The following is a 16,871-nucleotide window of genomic DNA, read 5'->3' as shown; positions in this document are numbered from 1 at the left end:
TTGGTAAATCAAAAGATATATTACTAAATTCTAAACTCATAACTATTTTATTTTTCGGGTTGTATTGTTATTCTGCGTTGTCTAAAAAATCTCTAAATTTTTCTCCCCATTTTTCAAAAATGGTCTTTTTTTCTTCGGCACTGGCCTCTGGAGCTTTTTTATAAGCTTCTTCTTCTATTTCAGGCACCGTTGTATTGCGCTTCTCATTCTCTTTTAAGCCTTTCATCAAAAGCCCAACTACAGTGGCATACAACGGACTCGACAATTCGCTATCAGAATTGCTCGCCAAATGCTCATTCGGATATCCAATTCTGGTATCCATTCCGGTAATATACTCCACCAATTGTTTGATATGCTTTAGTTGTGCGCCCCCTCCAGTCAGCACAATACCGGCAATTAGTTTTTTCTTACTCTCTTCATGCCCATAATTTTTGATCTCTAAAAAGACCTGCTCCACGATCTCAACTACTCTGGCATGTATAATTTTAGATAAATTCTTCAGGGTTATTTCTTTAGGTTCTCTGCCTCTTAATCCAGGAATAGAAACAATCTCGTTTTCTTTATTCTCTCCAGGCCAGGCTGAACCAAACTTTGTTTTTAATAATTCTGCTTGCTTTTCAATAATTGAACAACCTTCTTTTATATCTTCTGTAATCACATTTCCTCCAAATGAGATGACAGCCGTATGTCTGATAATACCATCTTTAAAAATGGCTAAATCCGTGGTACCACCCCCTATATCAATAAGTGCTACACCGGCCTCTTTCTCCTCCTGGCTCAGCACCGCATCGGCAGAAGCTAAAGGTTCGAGCGTAATATTTCCTAATTCCAAACCGGCACTTTTTATACAGCGACCGATATTTCTGATAGAGGATACCTGACCAACCACCACATGAAAATTTGCCTCAAGACGGCCTCCATACATCCCGATGGGTGTTTTTATTTCCGCCTGACCATCCACTTTAAAATCTTGTGGCAGCACGTGAATTATTTCCTCACCTGGTAACATGACCAATTTATATACCTGGTTGATAAGTCGCTCAATGTCATTTTCATCTATTACCTTATCTGAATTCGCTCGTGTGATATAATCACTATGGTGCAAACTTCTGATATGCTGACCTGCGATACCAACCACAACAGTTCCAATTTTCTCTCCTGAAGCACTTTCTGCCTCATCAACAGACTGTTGAATAGATTGTATTGTTTGAGTAATGTTATTCACAACACCTCTATGAACCCCTAAACTTTTGGCCTTTCCGGTACCTAAGACCTCTATCTTGCCATAAGCATCCTGCCTCCCAACCATCGCAACAATTTTTGTTGTTCCGATATCTAATCCTACTGCTATATTGTTATTGTCCATAAGATTTATTTTTCACAAACTATTTGATTGTAAAATTTTAAGTTTATCGTTTTATAGTTTGTTATGGTACTATCCAACATTATTTTTTGATAAAATACTTTTAGCTTCGCAATTTTTTCTTCAGCTCGGGATAAATCCCCGAAAATTATTTTTTGATCTCCAACCCGTGTCTTTAACTCAAATTGATCCCTGTGTTCTCCTTCAATCAATTTAATTCCAATAATCTGTTTTTGTAAGAAATTATCATTTCTTATGGTATTTGACAAGGTAATTATGTCAGCATTACCGCTTCCAGAAATCGTATCAGTGGTTATAGGAACCCTTGCAGAATAATTATCAGATAATGGCATTTTCATACCTAACTTATCATAATAATAGGTTTCCGATTCATTTGCTACTCTTAAAACAGGTGTTCTTTGTGTAATTATTGCCCCTAATCCCCCACTTAGTGTTAGAAAAATCTCAGCGTTTTCAATCATTTCGTTACGCTTCAGATCTCCTTCCAAATTATTCAAATTTATATTTTCTTTCGATTGATTTTTATAGGCCTCCAAATTTTGTATTAACAACTTATTAACCGTTTCATAGCTTACAAAAAGGTTTTCACCATTTTCAAATACAACATCTACCGCTGTATTCGATTTTAAAGCATTTCTATGAGCGGCGAATCCATATAAAAAGATGATCACAACTGTGAGTAATGTAAATTTTATGACCGTTTTATATTTATTCATTTTTAAGTTTTTAAAAACTATGACAACCTTTTAAATAATCCCCTCACTATTCAAGAAGGTTGCCATAGTTAGCAAAGTATTTAGCACATAATTCTATTTTAATATTTTCTCCACCTCATCAACGATTTGCTTGGTAGCATTCGGCAAGGCTAATTTTTTTATATTCTTACTCAGCGACTCCTGAAGCCTCTCATCTTTTATGAGCTGATCAATCATCATAGGCAATTCACTTATATTCTCTTCTGTCAATAAGAGCGCCGCATCCTTGTCCGTGACTGATCTGGCATTCTTTGTCTGATGATCTTCCGCAACATTTGGTGACGGAATAAAAATCACCGGCTTTCCAACAATACAGAGCTCAGAAATTGACCCGGCTCCTGCCCTGCTGATCAGCATATCCGCTGCTGCATACAAAAGATCCATTCTCTGAATAAACTCTTTGACCTGCACTCCTTCAGTGTCATTGAACTTTTTATACTCCTCATAATAGAGTTTACCTGATTGCCAGATCACCTGAATATCATTTTTCAGAATTGTTTGTATATGCTTTTCTAAGGCATGATTGATGGCTCTGGCACCCAGGCTTCCCCCTAAAACAACTAATGTCTTTTTATCTTTGTCCAATCCGAAATAAGCAAGAGCCTCCCCCCTTTTTTCTGCAATATGCAAGAGGTCTTGCCTAACTGGATTTCCCGTTTTAATCAATTTATCAGAAGGAAAAAACCGTTCTAAGCCGTCATAAGCGACACATATTTTCCTTACTTTTCCCGACAGTATTTTATTGGTAATTCCGGGATAGGAATTTTGCTCCTGTATAATACTTGGGATGTGTTTTCTATTTGCCATGTACAAGGTTGGACCCGAAGCAAAACCTCCGGTACCAATCACCACATTCGGCTTAAATTTCTTTATTATTTTATGAGCCTTTATCAAGCTAGATATTAGTTTAAAAGGAAAACTGAGGTTCTTCAACGTTAAACTTCTTTGAATTCCGGTAATGTTCAATCCTTTAATATCGTAACCTGATTGCGGTACTTTTTCCATTTCCATTCTTCCCTCTGCACCAATAAAAAGAAATGCCGCCTCCGGATTTCGATGTTTCAATTCATTTGCAATCGCAATAGCAGGATAGATATGACCTCCTGTTCCTCCTCCGCTCAATAATATGTTAACCGATGGCTTCATGCAAAATATCTAAAGGGTTATCCATTACTTCTTTTTTCTGTTTTACGGGCTCTACGCTGTCTGATGCGCTCACGCTCAAAACAATCCCTATCGCAAAACAAGTCATCCAGATTGAGGTTCCTCCTGTACTAATCAAAGGCAAAGGCTGCCCGGTAACCGGAAACAATCCAACTGCAACACTCATATTGATCATGGCTTGAAAAATAATTGGCAGACCAACGCCCAAACAGAGAAGGGTTCCAAAAATGGTTACCGACTTGGTGGCGATAATAACAATCCTGAATAAGAGGCCGAGAAAAAATATGATGATTAAAATGGCACCAATCAATCCGAATTCTTCACCAATAATGGCATAAATAAAATCAGATGATGACTGAGGAAGGAAATTTTTCTGAACACTTTTACCCGGACCTTTTCCATAAATCTCACCAGAGGCGATGGCAATTTTTGCCTTTTCTGCCTGATAATTATCCTCCGACTCTCCTGAGGCAAAGTTTTCGATTCTACTCGACCAGGTGCTGATTCTACTATTCTTCATGGCATCTGGAAAGGCCTTTGCTGTTAAAATAAACAGTGCAAAACAAACAATTCCAACACCTAAAATGGAAGCTAAATATTTAATCGGATATCCTCCTAGAAATGCCAAAAGCATGACCATAGCGAAGGTAATCGCCGTCGTTGAAAAATTCGCCGGTAATATAAGAGCCAGTACAAATCCTACGGGTAACCACAGGTATAAAAGGCTTTCTTTAAATGTAATTTCTTTCTCTTTATTTCTAGCCAGATATCTTGCCACATAGATCATGAGTACCACAGCTGCGAGGGTTGAAGTTTGAAATCCGATCCCTATAAACGGAATACTGATCCACCTACTTGCATTGGCCCCTCCGATTACGGTCCCTTGCGTTAAGGTATAGACCAGGAGAAGTACGACAACAGGCAGCATTAATACTGATAAACCACTAAAATATCGATACGGAATCCTATGGGTTGTATACACAATTGCGAAGCCCAACAATAACAAAATAGCATGCTTCATCAAATAGCCAAAAGTCGACCCTTTACCGGCAACATATACCAAGTTGGTACTTGCACTGTAAACAGGTAAAAACGAGAATATGGCCAATGCAGCTATAATCGCCCAAATCGTTTTATCTCCTCTGATATTTTCAAAAAATCTTGTCAGCATTGAATATCTAGTCTTATAATTGTCTTACCGCTTCTTTAAATCTATTCCCTCTATCTATATAGCTATCTTCCTGCTTCTCGCATTGACCTGCCGGTGAGAACAGAACAGTTTCTCCTTCACGACTCAACTTATAGGCTATTTTGACAGCATCTCTTATACAGGTGGTTTCGATCATAAAATCAACCACATTCCCGAAAGTTTCAATTAATTTATCATTGTTTTCACCCAGACAAATAATGGCGCTTACCTTTTCATTGACCAAGGGCAACAAAATGTCATAATCATTCGCTTCATCGATTCCGCCGGCGATCCAAATAGTTGTATTCTCTACGCTGTCTAATGCATAATATGAAGCATTTACATTGTTTGCTTTTGAATCATTGATGTATTGAGAACCATTAATGGTCAAAACATTTTCCAGCTTGTGCTCCTCATTTTCAAAGTCCGCCATGCAATTACGTATGGTCTCTTTCCGTACCCTCATCAGATCGGATAACGTGTTGGATGCCATAGCGTTCTTTACATTAAAATTACCTTGTAAAGCAAATGATGAAATACTCATGTTTGTATTATTTTATTGTTATTGTTCTTATCTTACTTTTAATGTCAGTATGGAAATAACAGCCAGCAAAATGCCGACAATCCAAAACCTTGTAACTATTTTACTTTCGTGATATCCTCTTTTCTGGTAATGATGATGGAGAGGTGCCATCAGAAATATTCTTTTACCCACACCTGTTTTTTTGCGGGTATATTTGAAATATGAAACCTGAAAAACGACAGATAAGTTTTCCGCCAAAAAGATACCGGCCAAAATAGGAATCAAAAATTCCTTACGAACTGATAAAGCAATGACAGCAATAATAGCCCCAATCGTCAAGCTTCCTGTATCTCCCATAAATACTTGTGCAGGATAGGTGTTGTACCATAGAAAACCAACCAAGCCTCCTACAAAAGCACTTATAAAAATGGTCATCTCCCCAGAATTTGGGATATACATTACGTTGAGATAATCTGCGAATATGATGTTACCTGAAACCCAGGCAAAAATTGCCAGAGCCAATACGATGATGGCTGAACTTCCTGCCGCAAGACCATCAATACCATCCGTCAAATTAGCTCCGTTAGACACTGCTGTTATGATAAAAATAACCACAATCACAAAAAACAGCCAGACATAGTCCTTAGTCCATTCTCCCATCCAGGTCAACAGGTTGGCATAATCAAACTCATTATTTTTTACAAAGGGAATGGTTGTTTTAGTTGACTTTTCAGCCTCACTGAATCGATTTGATGAAATGGTCACCTCCTGACTGATAACTACCTCTCCATGCCGTAATTTCTCCTTAACAACTACATCCGGATTAAAGTAGAGCATCAAACCAACAAAGATGCCAAGTGACACCTGACCTACAATTTTAAAGCGGCCTTTTAAGCCATCTTTATTCTTTTTAAACACCTTGATATAATCATCAGCAAATCCAATGGCACCCATCCAAATGGTAGTAACGATCAAAATAATGATGTAGATATTGTCCAGTTTGGCAAACAACAGTACTGGAATGAGGGTCGCCAAAATAATGATCAACCCACCCATCGTAGGTGTTCCTTGTTTCTGAATCTGCCCTTCCAAGCCAAGATCCCTCACTGATTCACCCACTTGCAGGCTTCGCAATTTGTCAATTATTTTTCTACCATAGATTGTAGAGATCAACAAGGAAAATGCAAATGCCAGAGCAGATCTAAAAGATATATACTGAAACAAGCCAGTACCAGGAAGACTTGTATTTTCATCTAGAAATTCAAATAAATAATATAACATCCTGGCTGCCTATTTGTTTAATTCAGTTAGTAATTGATTGGTTATTTCAAAATCGTCGAAACCTGATTTTTTATCTCCGACAATCTGATAGGTTTCATGCCCTTTTCCGGCTACTAAAATGATATCACCTTGCTGAGCCAATTTACAGGCGGTTTTGATGGCCTGCTTTCTGTCAACAATTGAGATTGTTTTTTTATAATTTTCGGGACGAACACCAGACTCAACTTCTTTGATGATCTCTTCTGGATCTTCACCTCTTGGGTTATCTGAAGTAAATACCACCTGATTGCTCAGGCTCGAGGCAATATTCCCCATCTTTGGTCTTTTGGTTCTGTCACGATCTCCTCCGCAGCCAACAACCGTTATCACCTGCTCATTAAAAGTTCTTATGGAATTAATGGTTTCTAAAACATTTTTTAAGGCATCAGGCGTATGTGCATAATCAATGATCGCATTCACGCCTCCTTTAGAAACGGTGTGCTGAAAACGTCCTGAGACATTATCCAATTCACTCAATACTCTTAAGTTATCATACTTTTCGGCGCCTAGTAAATCAGCAGCACCGTAAATGGCTAAAAGATTATAGGCATTAAAGGAACCGATCAATTTTGTCCAAACCTCTTGCCCGTCAATATTCAATAACAAGCCATTAAATTGATTTTCAACGACCCTTGCCTTATAATCCGCCTCCGTCTTTAAGGCATAGGTATATTTTTTTGCTTTGGTATTTTGAAGCATGACCATCCCATTTTTATCATCTGCATTCACAAGGGCAAAGGCAGCTACCGGTAACTGATCGAAAAACAGTTTCTTGGTATCTCTGTAAGAAGCAAAGGTTTTATGATAGTCTAAATGATCATGAGACAAATTTGTGAATATCCCACCTTTAAAATCCAAACCAAGTGTTCGCTTTTGATGAACCCCATGAGAACTGACCTCCATAAAGCAATGTGTCACTTTCTGATCCACCATTTTTCTCAACACGTTGTTAATGGTAACTGAATCTGGTGTGGTATGCGTAGCTTCCAACTCCTCTTCTCCGATACTAATTTTAATGGTTGAGATCAAACCACTCTTAAAGCCTGCTTTTGAAAAGTGTTCGCATAACAAGGTTGCAATGGTTGTTTTTCCGTTCGTACCTGTAACTCCCACCAGCACCAACTCCGATGATGGGTTATCATAAAAATTCGAAGCCAAAATAGCCAAGGCCTCATTGGCATCCAATACTTGTATAAAAGTTACCCCCTCAGGTGTTTCTTTTGGCATATCCTGACAAACCACCACCCTGGCTCCAGATGCGATTGCCGTTGAAATAAATTCGTGACCATCAAAAAGCAAGCCTTTTTGAGCTACAAAAAGTGCATCCGACATAATCTTACGTGAATCAAATTCAACAGCAGATACGGTCACAGCGGTCGAGCCTTTTACAGACTCAACAGATACACCATATAATATGTCTGTCAATTTTTTCACCTTATGATAATTCTAATCGTATTAATTCACCTTTTTTGAGTGCCGAACCTGCTTTTATAGATTGACTCTTGACTTTGCCAATTCCCTTATAATTGACTTTAAAGCCCATGTTTTCCAATAAGGAAATAGCATCCATTCCCGGCATATTCCTCACATCCGGAACTTTTGAATACTCCTCATTTGCTTTCTTATAATAGCCCGCATACCGTGCTTCCACCTCAGGTAGTTGCTGTGCAAAATGCACCTCTTCAACCACTGGCGTATCCGTATAAATTTTTCTTGCAATTCGCTCAAAAACAGGAGCAGCTACGATATTTCCGTAATAGCCTGTTTTTTTATTGGGCTTATGTACAACCACAATGCAAGAGTATTTAGGCTGATCGGCAGGGAAATACCCAACGAAAGAAGAAATATATTTTGTGTCATCAGTCCAGTATTCTGTTTGACAGGTACCTGTTTTGCCCGCCATTGAAAAATTTTCATCATAGATATTATCGGCCGTTCCTCGCTTCACTACATTCAGCATCATTTCTTTCACCTTATCAATGGTTTCCTGAGAACAGATCTGAGGATGGATTACTTCTTTTTCAAATCGTGTAACAACATTGCTTTGGGCTCTGATTTCTTTCACAAACCTGGGTTTTACCATCTCGCCGTTATTGGCAATGGCATTATAAAAAGTCAATGTCTGCAACGGTGTAAATGAAACCCCATACCCATAAGCCATCCATGGAAGAGACAGACCATTCCATGTATCCTTATCTTTCGGGTTAGGAATCTTTGGTTGCCCTTCACCTTTGATAGGAAGCCCAATTTTCTGACCTACTTTCATTCGCTCAAGACCATCGATAAATTTCTGAGGATTGTCACCGTAATTTTCATTGATGATCTTTACGATGCCTACATTCGAAGACAATTCAAACACGCGTGAGGCAGAAATCTCACCGTAACCACCGTGATGAGAATCTCTAACCGGCTTGCCATGAAATCTGATCACCCCTTTTTCTGTGTCTATGATCTGTGCCGTATCAATTACCTTATCTTCCAAGGCAACGACCATTCCCATCAGCTTAAATGTTGATCCCGGCTCATGAGATTCATAGATCGCATAATTCCGTTGCTCGTAATATGTCCCCTCTTTGGTTCTCCCCAAATTGGATATCGCTTTGATCTCTCCTGTTTTTGTCTCCATGACAACTACCGAACCGTGATCCGCTTCAAACTTTTCCAGCTGACCTAACAAGGCATGATGCGCCACATCCTGGATCTTAAGGTCAATCGTGGTAATGATGTCTTTGCCATCAATAGGCTCAATTTCATTATTATCATTCAAAGGCTTCCATTGCCCCTTTGCGATCTTCTGCTTTAAGCGCTGCCCTTTTTTACCTCTCAAAAATTCATAAAAACTACCTTCAATTCCAACCCTGCCTCTATAATCATCATATCCAACGGCCCTTTCTGCTATTTTACCTATCGGATGCTCCCGAACCGTGCGCTGCTCAATAATCAATCCTCCACGATACGCACCCAGTTTAAAAATCGAAAATTTTCTTAATCGCTGGTATTCATTATAACTTAGGTTCCTGGTAATAAATAAGTACCTGTTTTTGTTGGCTCGGGCTTTTCGAATCTTGTTTTCGTAATAACTTGAAGATTTACCCAACATTGAAGACAACTCCTCACTAAGCTCCTTGATTCCGGATTCAAAAACCTCATCAGAAACAGTAACTGCATCCATCCTCACATCAAACCTGGATACAGATGTTGCCAGTAAACTACCATCAGACGTATAAACACTCCCTCGGTTGGCAGCAATTTCAAAGGTCTTTACTGTGCCCTGTTCGGCCTGCATCCGGTAAGAATCTCCGTCAATATGTTCTATCTCTATAAGCTTGTATATGATTGCTATGGCAAACAAGAACATAAACCCTGTAAGAAGGTAGAGTTTATTTAATATTTGTTTCTTTTCAACTGCCATGGCTATTTGTTAATGATAACTTTGATTTTTTGAGGAGGGATTTGAGAGATATAAAGTCCGTTATCCGCTAATCTTTTAGAAATACTGGACTCCATTTTCAACTTCATTAGGTCTGATCTGGTCGCTACAAATTCTGAGTAAAGTTTTCGTTTTTCCTTGTTGAGACTCGCAATGGTTTGAACCTTTCTATCAATCTGATGAGAACTCGTTATCATCAATAAAGCCAGGGTGGTAAGAAAAATAATAAAGCCCCAATTCTTCTTTGCATCTTCATCTACCAGAAATTTCCCCTTAAGAATGTTATACAAGGTTTGTTTGACTTTTGACATTTTTAATTTTGGCTTCTTATTTGATTAGTTCTTTTTTGCTATTCTTAATTTGGCACTTCGTGCCCTGTTATTCTTTTTTATCTCCTCTGCTGATGGCAATATCAGTTTGCTGACTTTTTTTAACGGAACTTCAAAGTTTCCATAAAAATCTTTTTCAGGCATCCCTTCAAACAAACCGTATTGTATAAACCTTTTGACCAACCTATCTTCTAATGAGTGATAAGAAATAACACTCAACCTCCCATCTTCATCTAACAATTCAGGTATCTGCATTAAAAACTCCTTTAAGACCTGCATCTCCTGATTCACTTCAATTCTGATCGCCTGAAATATCTGGGCCAAAATTTTATGCTCTTTCGGCCTGGGCAAAAAACGCCTTAAAACCGTTTTTAACTCAAAACTCGTTTTGATTTCAGCATCAGCTCTTTGCAAAACAATCTCCTTTGCTAAAGCCCTAGAGTTTCTCAATTCACCGTATTGAAAAAGCACGTTTGCCAGATCTTCTTCAGCATATTGATTCACAACTTCAAATGCTGTGACAGCATCATCGGCGTTCATGCGCATATCCAATTCAGCATCAAAACGGGTTGAGAATCCTCTTTCCGCACTGTCAAACTGATGCGATGAAACCCCTAAGTCTGCAAGAACACCATCCACCTTTTTCACACCATGCAATCTTAGAAATCGACTGATAAATCGAAAATTCTCATTTATCAATGTAAACCGATCGTCTTCAATTACATTATTCAAGGCATCTGCATCCTGATCAAAAGCATACAATCTGCCTTCACCTCCAAGACGCTTTAGTATTTCTGTAGAGTGCCCTCCCCCACCAAAGGTCACATCTACATAAATACCATTAGGTTTTATTGCCAAACCATCAACACTTTCAAAGAGCAAAACCGGGTCATGATAACTCATTGTCATCATCATTTACATTACCCATTACATCTTCGGCCAGATCCGCAAAGTCGAGCGCTGCATCATCAATAGCCTTTTCATATTTATTCTTATCCCAAATTTCAATGATATTCACTGAAGAAGAGAGGACTACTTCTTTGGTAATTCCAGAAAACAAGTGCAGATCCTTTGGGATCAACATTCTTCCTGACACATCAAGCTCCACCACTTTTACTCCGGCGGTAAACCTTCTGATAAAATCATTATTCTTCTTTACAAACCTGTTTAACTTGTTTACTTTCGCCATCATTTCATTCCATTCCTTCATTGGATACAATTCCAAACATGGCTGAAATACAGAGCGCTTTAAAACAAATCCTTCCTGTAGTATACTGGCTAGTTGCTTTTTAAGTGGCGACGGAAGCATTAAACGCCCTTTGACGTCTGCTTTACATTCATATGTACCGATTAGATTTACCACTTTGAGCCCTGAAAGTTGATTTATTATGACAAATATAGAGATTTTTACCACTTTTTACCATTTTTTACCACTTTGTTGATAACTTTCTTTATATTCGCGTAAGTAATTGATTCAATGACGCTTATGCAGAACTCTTGTTTTTTGTGTAAAATATTTCGAACTAATGCAGAGAAAATTAGTACTTTGAACCAAATTATTTAAATTTGCAAATCGCTAAGAATTTAGATCGTAAATGAAATACACCCTCAAAAAAGAAAATGGCTTTTCATACTTGGAATCAGGAGAAGGAACGCCACTCATCATTTTGCATGGCCTAATGGGAAATTTGAGTAATTTCGATGGGGTTTTTGACCATTTTTCGGAATTAGGCTACCAGGTTATTATGCCTGAACTCCCCATTTACACGCTCCCTCTTTTAAAAACCAATGTGAAGAATTTATCTAAATTCATCAAGGATTTTGTGAAGTTTAAGGGCTTGGACAAATACATCCTGATGGGTAATTCACTGGGTGGTCACATCGCTTTGTTTCACACAAAATTAAATCCAAAAAATGTTTCTGGCCTGGTATTAACCGGAAGTTCTGGCTTGTACGAAAATTCCATGGGTGAGAGTTATCCAAGAAGAGGAGACTACGACTTTATCAAGAAAAAAGCCCAGGAGGTTTTTTATGATCCTGAAGTTGCCACGCAAGAAGTAATAGACGATGTTTTTGAAACTCTGAATAACAGAAACAAACTTATCCGAACGATTGCCATTGCGAAAAGTGCGATCAGACATAACATGGCAAAAGATTTGCCAACCATGAAAGTTCCTACCTGTTTGATTTGGGGTAAAAATGATACGGTTACTCCCCCGGATGTTGCTGAAGAATTTGATAAGTTGCTGCCAAATTCAGAATTATATTGGATTGACAAATGTGGTCACGCGCCCATGATGGAGCATCCAATTGAATTCAATGAATTATTGGAGCCATGGCTCAGCAAACATTTTCGAACAAAGTAGTATCTTTACTCGAGAAGGCAGCTGATATTTTAGGTTTATAGTCTTCACCAGTTGATTTCAAGTCGGTTCCATGCAAAAACGCATCATTTTTCTTTGTATATTTTTTGTTTGCTCATGCAGTAATAACATGACTCTTTCTGCACAGGAAAAAGAAAATAAAACCTCCTGGACGCTCGAGGGATTTATTAAAAAGGATCAGTCAAATCCCATTTTATATCCATCTGATAACAATTACTTTACCTGTCCCTTAGAACGCAAAAAAATAAAATGGGAAGAAAGAAATGTCCTAAACCCTTCGGCTGTTGTAAAGGGTGACAACATCTATTTGTTTTACAGAGCCCAAGATGCCAAAGGCACATCACGTATTGGGTTGGCTATAAGCGAAGACGGTATTCACTTTAAAAAAAATAGCCAGCCCGTATTCTACCCCGAGGATGACGACATGAAATCTTATGAATGGAATTACAGGAAACTCAATGGAGACCCTTTGGATCAGGACTGTGTTAGCTGTTATTTTGACGGAGCTGAGGACCCGAGAATCATAGAGTCCAAAGATGGCCGCTATATCATGACTTATACGGCCTATGATGGTAAAACAGCCCGATTAGCACTGGCATCTTCAACCGACCTTCTGCATTGGAAAAAACATGGCTTGGTTTTAAAAGATGATACGTTTAAAGACTTTTGGTCTAAATCAGGCGCCATTATAGTAGAACAACAGGGCAACAAAATGGTTGCAAGTAAAATAAATGGTCTCTACTGGATGTACTTTGGAGATACAAATCTCTTTATGGCTTACTCCGAAGACCTCATTCATTGGAAGGCGGCGGTTCATAAAGAAACCAATCAGCTGATCTCGGTTTTACATCCCAGGCAAGGTTATTTTGACAGTCGGCTCGTAGAGCCCGGACCCTATGCTTTAAAAACAGAGAAAGGTGTATTACTAATTTACAACAGCAGTAATGCAGCTAATTTTAATGATGCAGAACTACCAATATACACCTATACTGCGGGACAGGCTCTTTTTGACAATAATATGCCCTACAAACTTCTTAAAAGAAGTAATTCTTATTTTATTCATCCTGAAAAAGAGTATGAATTGGTGGGTGAGGTGAACAATGTATGCTTTGTTGAAGGCCTGGTTTATTTTAAAAATAAGTGGTTCCTGTATTACGGAACCGGAGATTCAAAAATTGCCGTTGCCGTCAGTAACGCACCATCTAAAGAACTAAATTATAAGTGATTAATTCACTTCAATCAGTCTAAGACCCAATTATGAAAATCAAAAGTGCCAGCTTCGTTATCAGTAATACTGATGTTTCTAAATGCCCGAAGGAAAACCTACCCGAATACGCCTTTATCGGTAGATCCAATGTTGGAAAATCCTCGTTGATCAACATGTTGACCAATCATAAATCGCTCGCCAAAACATCTGGAAAGCCAGGAAAAACGCAATTAATAAATCACTTCATTATCAATGAGAATTGGTTTCTGGTCGACCTGCCAGGTTATGGGTACGCATCTGTTTCGAAAGATCAACGAAAAACCTTTCAAAAGTTCATTAAAGATTATTTTCATAAAAGAATGCAGCTGGCATGCACCTTTGTACTGGTAGACAGCAGACATGCCCCTCAAAAAATTGATTTGGAATTTATGGAGTTTTTAGGGTTAAATGGTATTGCCTTTGCGATCGTTTTTACCAAAGCCGATAAATTAAACAAATCGACACTTCCAAAGAATGTCGCAGCTTATAAAAAGGAATTATTGACTTCATGGGAAGAACTCCCTCCCTACTTTATTTCATCTTCAACTGATAAAACAGGAAGGGATGAAATACTCGATTTTATTCAAAATGTCAATGAAAGCATGAAAAAATAAGTCGCTGTGATGAGAAGCACCAAAGACAATCTGCAAGTTCTGTTTGAAGATAATCACCTGATCATCGTCAATAAAAAAGTGGGAGATATCGTTCAGGGTGATAAAACCGGAGACACTCCTCTGAGCGACATTGTAAAAGCCTATATTGCCCAAAAATACAAGAAACCAGGGAAGGTGTTTTTAGGTGTGGTTCATCGTCTTGACAGACCTACTACGGGTGTGGTTATCTTTGCAAAAACGTCGAAAGCTTTAGAACGGATGAACAAAATGTTACGAGAAAAAACCGTCGAAAAAACCTACTGGGCGTTGGTAGAAGGAACCCCGAAAAAGAATGCTGACAACTTAACGCATTATCTTCGTAAAAATCCAAAGAATAATAAGTCCACAGCCTATTCCAAAGAAACAAAAGATTCAAAAAAAGCTGTTTTACAATACAAACTGCTCCTTTCATTAGACAACTTCAGTCTTTTAGAGGTCAACCTGGAGACAGGAAGGCACCACCAAATAAGATGTCAGTTATCAATGAACGGAAACTCTATTAAAGGAGACCTTAAATACGGTAGTAAACGATCTAATAAAAACGGTGGCATTCATCTACACGCAAGAAAGATTCAATTTATGCATCCTGTTAAAAAAGAAGAAATACTTGTCTTGGCGCCACTCCCAAAAGATCCGTTATGGGCTATTTGTACAAAAGAGCTGAAAAACCAAAAAAAGGCCGGTTAATTCCATACCCACCATTCTACCTTAACTCCGAAATAATATCCCCAGCGACGACTGCCGGTAAATTCCAAATAGGGAGAATACAGCGTTTCCATCGCATAATCATTATACCTGGCAGCAGAAGCTACAAACCTGAGATGCGGCCTGGCCCAGGTATCTCTTTGACCCGTGGGTACATACACAGGTGCAACACTGAATTTAAGCATACTGGCCCATGGATTTTCGCCATCTTTTCGTTGAGAATAATGGACTTCAGTCAATAAATGAAAATAATCCGAAAGATAGTGCTCGTTTCTAACACCCACCGTAAAATCCATTTTTCTGTTATACACTTCCTGTCCAAAATATGTCTTGGAAATTCCATTGGTATCGGCACCCCCCTTGCTGTTGGTAAAAATAACATACCCGTTCATGGTATACTTTTCTGAAAAATTAAAAACAGAATGATTTACCAATGCTACGGAATATGCACCTTGAAAATTCCTTGCAATGGTATCAGGAGCACCATAGGTTAACCAGGTTTTTGATAGTCCTCCATCTCCCCCATTTGCGATTCCGGAACCATATCTCAAGGAAAAATCATTAAATGATCCTGGTCTAAGTTTTTTAATCTTATGTTCATGCTTCAAACCAATCACAAATCCATGATCTGACGGGAAATTAAATTCCTGTGCTATCGAATCTTCTTCGACCTCTCCATCGGCATCTGCCATTCTGTGAAACTCACCTAATAATGTAATCCCATTGTTTTCATTGATCTCGAAATCCTGTTCTGCAACTACCACAACCCTTTGCCTCAAAGCCGCACTAGGGGTACCCGTTTTAATATTCAAATAAAAATATGGAGGTACCGTAGAAGTCGTATCCGTTGATGCTACAAACACGGTTGATAATCTGGTATTCTTAAATTCAACACCAAATCCCGCTCCCGAATGATCGTTAAAGTAAAAATGATCAGCAATATGCACGTCAGGTCCCCTGTAAAGTCTGGACCCTGCCCAGAGACTCACGCCTGAACCTTTAATGTTTCTTGCCTCAACAAAGATTTCGGGCATGGCAAAGGCCAGACCACCAATACTGGAAGATGTACTATTCGCAAAACTGGCAACACCTGTAGAATACATAGAAAGTCTGATCTGGGCATAGATTATCGTACTATCCCCCGGCTTAGGCGTAAAGTTAAAATTAGGGGCAACTTCAAGGTAATCCTGCTCTTCCAACCTGCCTCCGATACTACCCATATTATTCAGATTCAACCTTCTTCCAATAGACCCTCCATTTTCAAATGACCAGTCAACACCTGCTCTACCATAAGACCCTATAGATACTTTTTTGTTGGTGGATATCTGGTATTGAATTTGCGATTCGGCGGAATATATACCTATAAATACTAGAAAAAAAAAACACTTTGAGTGTAAGCGGGCTATGAGCCATTCGCTTGGTTTGGTGAGGCATAACTGAGGGATTAGTGATAACCGAAGATACTAATAATACATTTTCAAAGCAAAAAAAACGAAATCAATAAAAAGGAGGCACGAGGCCTCCTTTCATTCATTTGATTATTATCAAGTGATTTTTATAAAATATAATTTGTATTTACAAAGTTCGACTTCTTATTATCCAGCATGTCATTCAATATATCTTTATTTAACTCGCTGTTTTTACAAGCTACCAATGTTCTGATGGAAAAAGAACGCAAGGCGGCTCTCACACTCAATGTGCTCACAGCAGAATCCTTTCTACCTACAAATGGATAAACATCAGGCCCTCTTTGACACTGACTGTTAATATTTACCCTGCAAACCTGATT

16 protein-coding genes and 1 pseudogene are annotated in these 16,871 nt (G+C 38.6%); 4 read left to right on the top strand and 13 right to left on the bottom strand.

Annotated features, from left to right (window positions below):
- Window positions 1–67: 67 nt before the first annotated feature.
- From ftsA to ACR2MV_RS13840, 11 genes are all read right to left on the bottom strand, one after another.
- Window positions 68–1,366, bottom strand: coding sequence for a cell division protein FtsA (ftsA, locus tag ACR2MV_RS13890; RefSeq protein WP_434022605.1), 1,299 nt, complete (start codon window positions 1,364–1,366; stop codon window positions 68–70).
- A 5-nt stretch (window positions 1,367–1,371) separates the two neighbouring features.
- Window positions 1,372–2,100, bottom strand: coding sequence for a cell division protein FtsQ (locus tag ACR2MV_RS13885; RefSeq protein ID WP_434022603.1), 729 nt, complete (start codon window positions 2,098–2,100; stop codon window positions 1,372–1,374).
- A gap of 93 nt (window positions 2,101–2,193) precedes the next feature.
- A complete protein-coding gene (gene murG / locus ACR2MV_RS13880; protein WP_434022601.1) occupies window positions 2,194–3,285 on the bottom strand; it encodes an undecaprenyldiphospho-muramoylpentapeptide beta-N-acetylglucosaminyltransferase in 1,092 nt (363 codons plus the stop codon).
- The gene (locus ACR2MV_RS13875; RefSeq protein ID WP_434022608.1) at window positions 3,269–4,471 is read right to left on the bottom strand and encodes an FtsW/RodA/SpoVE family cell cycle protein; all 1,203 of its coding nucleotides are present in this window, start codon (window positions 4,469–4,471) and stop codon (window positions 3,269–3,271) included. Before ACR2MV_RS13875 ends, murG begins: the two co-directional genes overlap by 17 nt.
- A gap of 16 nt (window positions 4,472–4,487) precedes the next feature.
- Window positions 4,488–5,036, bottom strand: coding sequence for a glutamate ligase domain-containing protein (locus tag ACR2MV_RS13870; RefSeq protein WP_434022600.1), 549 nt, complete (start codon window positions 5,034–5,036; stop codon window positions 4,488–4,490).
- A gap of 27 nt (window positions 5,037–5,063) precedes the next feature.
- Window positions 5,064–6,296 carry a phospho-N-acetylmuramoyl-pentapeptide-transferase gene (gene mraY / locus ACR2MV_RS13865; protein WP_434022599.1) on the bottom strand — a complete coding sequence of 411 codons (1,233 nt, stop codon included), beginning with the start codon at window positions 6,294–6,296 and terminating at the stop codon, window positions 5,064–5,066.
- Window positions 6,297–6,305: 9 nt separating this feature from the next.
- On the bottom strand, window positions 6,306–7,769 hold the full coding sequence (locus tag ACR2MV_RS13860) for a UDP-N-acetylmuramoyl-L-alanyl-D-glutamate--2,6-diaminopimelate ligase (protein ID WP_434022597.1): 1,464 nt from the start codon (window positions 7,767–7,769) through the stop codon (window positions 6,306–6,308).
- 1 nt (window position 7,770) lies between these two features.
- Window positions 7,771–9,747, bottom strand: coding sequence for a penicillin-binding protein (locus tag ACR2MV_RS13855; protein ID WP_434022596.1), 1,977 nt, complete (start codon window positions 9,745–9,747; stop codon window positions 7,771–7,773).
- A 2-nt stretch (window positions 9,748–9,749) separates the two neighbouring features.
- Complete coding sequence (locus ACR2MV_RS13850; protein ID WP_434022594.1) at window positions 9,750–10,076, bottom strand: FtsL-like putative cell division protein; 327 nt, start codon at window positions 10,074–10,076, stop codon at window positions 9,750–9,752.
- Between the two features lie 24 nt (window positions 10,077–10,100).
- The gene (gene rsmH, locus ACR2MV_RS13845) at window positions 10,101–10,997 is read right to left on the bottom strand and encodes a 16S rRNA (cytosine(1402)-N(4))-methyltransferase RsmH (protein ID WP_434022593.1); all 897 of its coding nucleotides are present in this window, start codon (window positions 10,995–10,997) and stop codon (window positions 10,101–10,103) included.
- Window positions 10,984–11,457: a division/cell wall cluster transcriptional repressor MraZ gene (locus ACR2MV_RS13840; protein WP_434022607.1), complete on the bottom strand. Its 474-nt coding sequence runs from the start codon at window positions 11,455–11,457 to the stop codon at window positions 10,984–10,986. Before ACR2MV_RS13840 ends, rsmH begins: the two co-directional genes overlap by 14 nt.
- 232 nt (window positions 11,458–11,689) lie before the next feature.
- On the opposite strand from ACR2MV_RS13840, the gene ACR2MV_RS13835 reads away from it, so the two are divergent.
- From ACR2MV_RS13835 to ACR2MV_RS13820, 4 genes are all read left to right on the top strand, one after another.
- Window positions 11,690–12,460, top strand: coding sequence for an alpha/beta fold hydrolase (locus ACR2MV_RS13835; protein ID WP_434022592.1), 771 nt, complete (start codon window positions 11,690–11,692; stop codon window positions 12,458–12,460).
- 127 nt (window positions 12,461–12,587) lie between these two features.
- Window positions 12,588–13,703: a glycoside hydrolase family 130 protein gene (locus ACR2MV_RS13830; protein ID WP_434022591.1), complete on the top strand. Its 1,116-nt coding sequence runs from the start codon at window positions 12,588–12,590 to the stop codon at window positions 13,701–13,703.
- Window positions 13,704–13,735: 32 nt separating this feature from the next.
- Window positions 13,736–14,338, top strand: a complete 603-nt coding sequence (gene yihA, locus ACR2MV_RS13825) for a ribosome biogenesis GTP-binding protein YihA/YsxC (RefSeq protein ID WP_434022589.1) — start codon at window positions 13,736–13,738, stop codon at window positions 14,336–14,338.
- 9 nt (window positions 14,339–14,347) lie between these two features.
- Window positions 14,348–15,064 carry an RluA family pseudouridine synthase gene (locus ACR2MV_RS13820; protein WP_434022588.1) on the top strand — a complete coding sequence of 239 codons (717 nt, stop codon included), beginning with the start codon at window positions 14,348–14,350 and terminating at the stop codon, window positions 15,062–15,064.
- Here ACR2MV_RS13820 and ACR2MV_RS13815 read toward each other — a convergent pair.
- On the bottom strand, window positions 15,061–16,383 hold the full coding sequence (locus tag ACR2MV_RS13815) for a carbohydrate porin (protein WP_434022606.1): 1,323 nt from the start codon (window positions 16,381–16,383) through the stop codon (window positions 15,061–15,063). The two genes, ACR2MV_RS13820 and ACR2MV_RS13815, sit on opposite strands and share 4 nt — an antisense overlap.
- A gap of 254 nt (window positions 16,384–16,637) precedes the next feature.
- A pseudogene (locus ACR2MV_RS13810) lies at window positions 16,638–16,871 on the bottom strand (NADP-dependent glyceraldehyde-3-phosphate dehydrogenase); the annotation flags it as partial.

It is taken from the genome of Lutimonas sp. (assembly GCF_051011215.1).
GTDB lineage: Bacteria > Bacteroidota > Bacteroidia > Flavobacteriales > Flavobacteriaceae > Lutimonas.
Note: the sequence above shows the minus strand (reverse complement) of the source record. Positions and strands in the feature narration are given on the sequence as shown.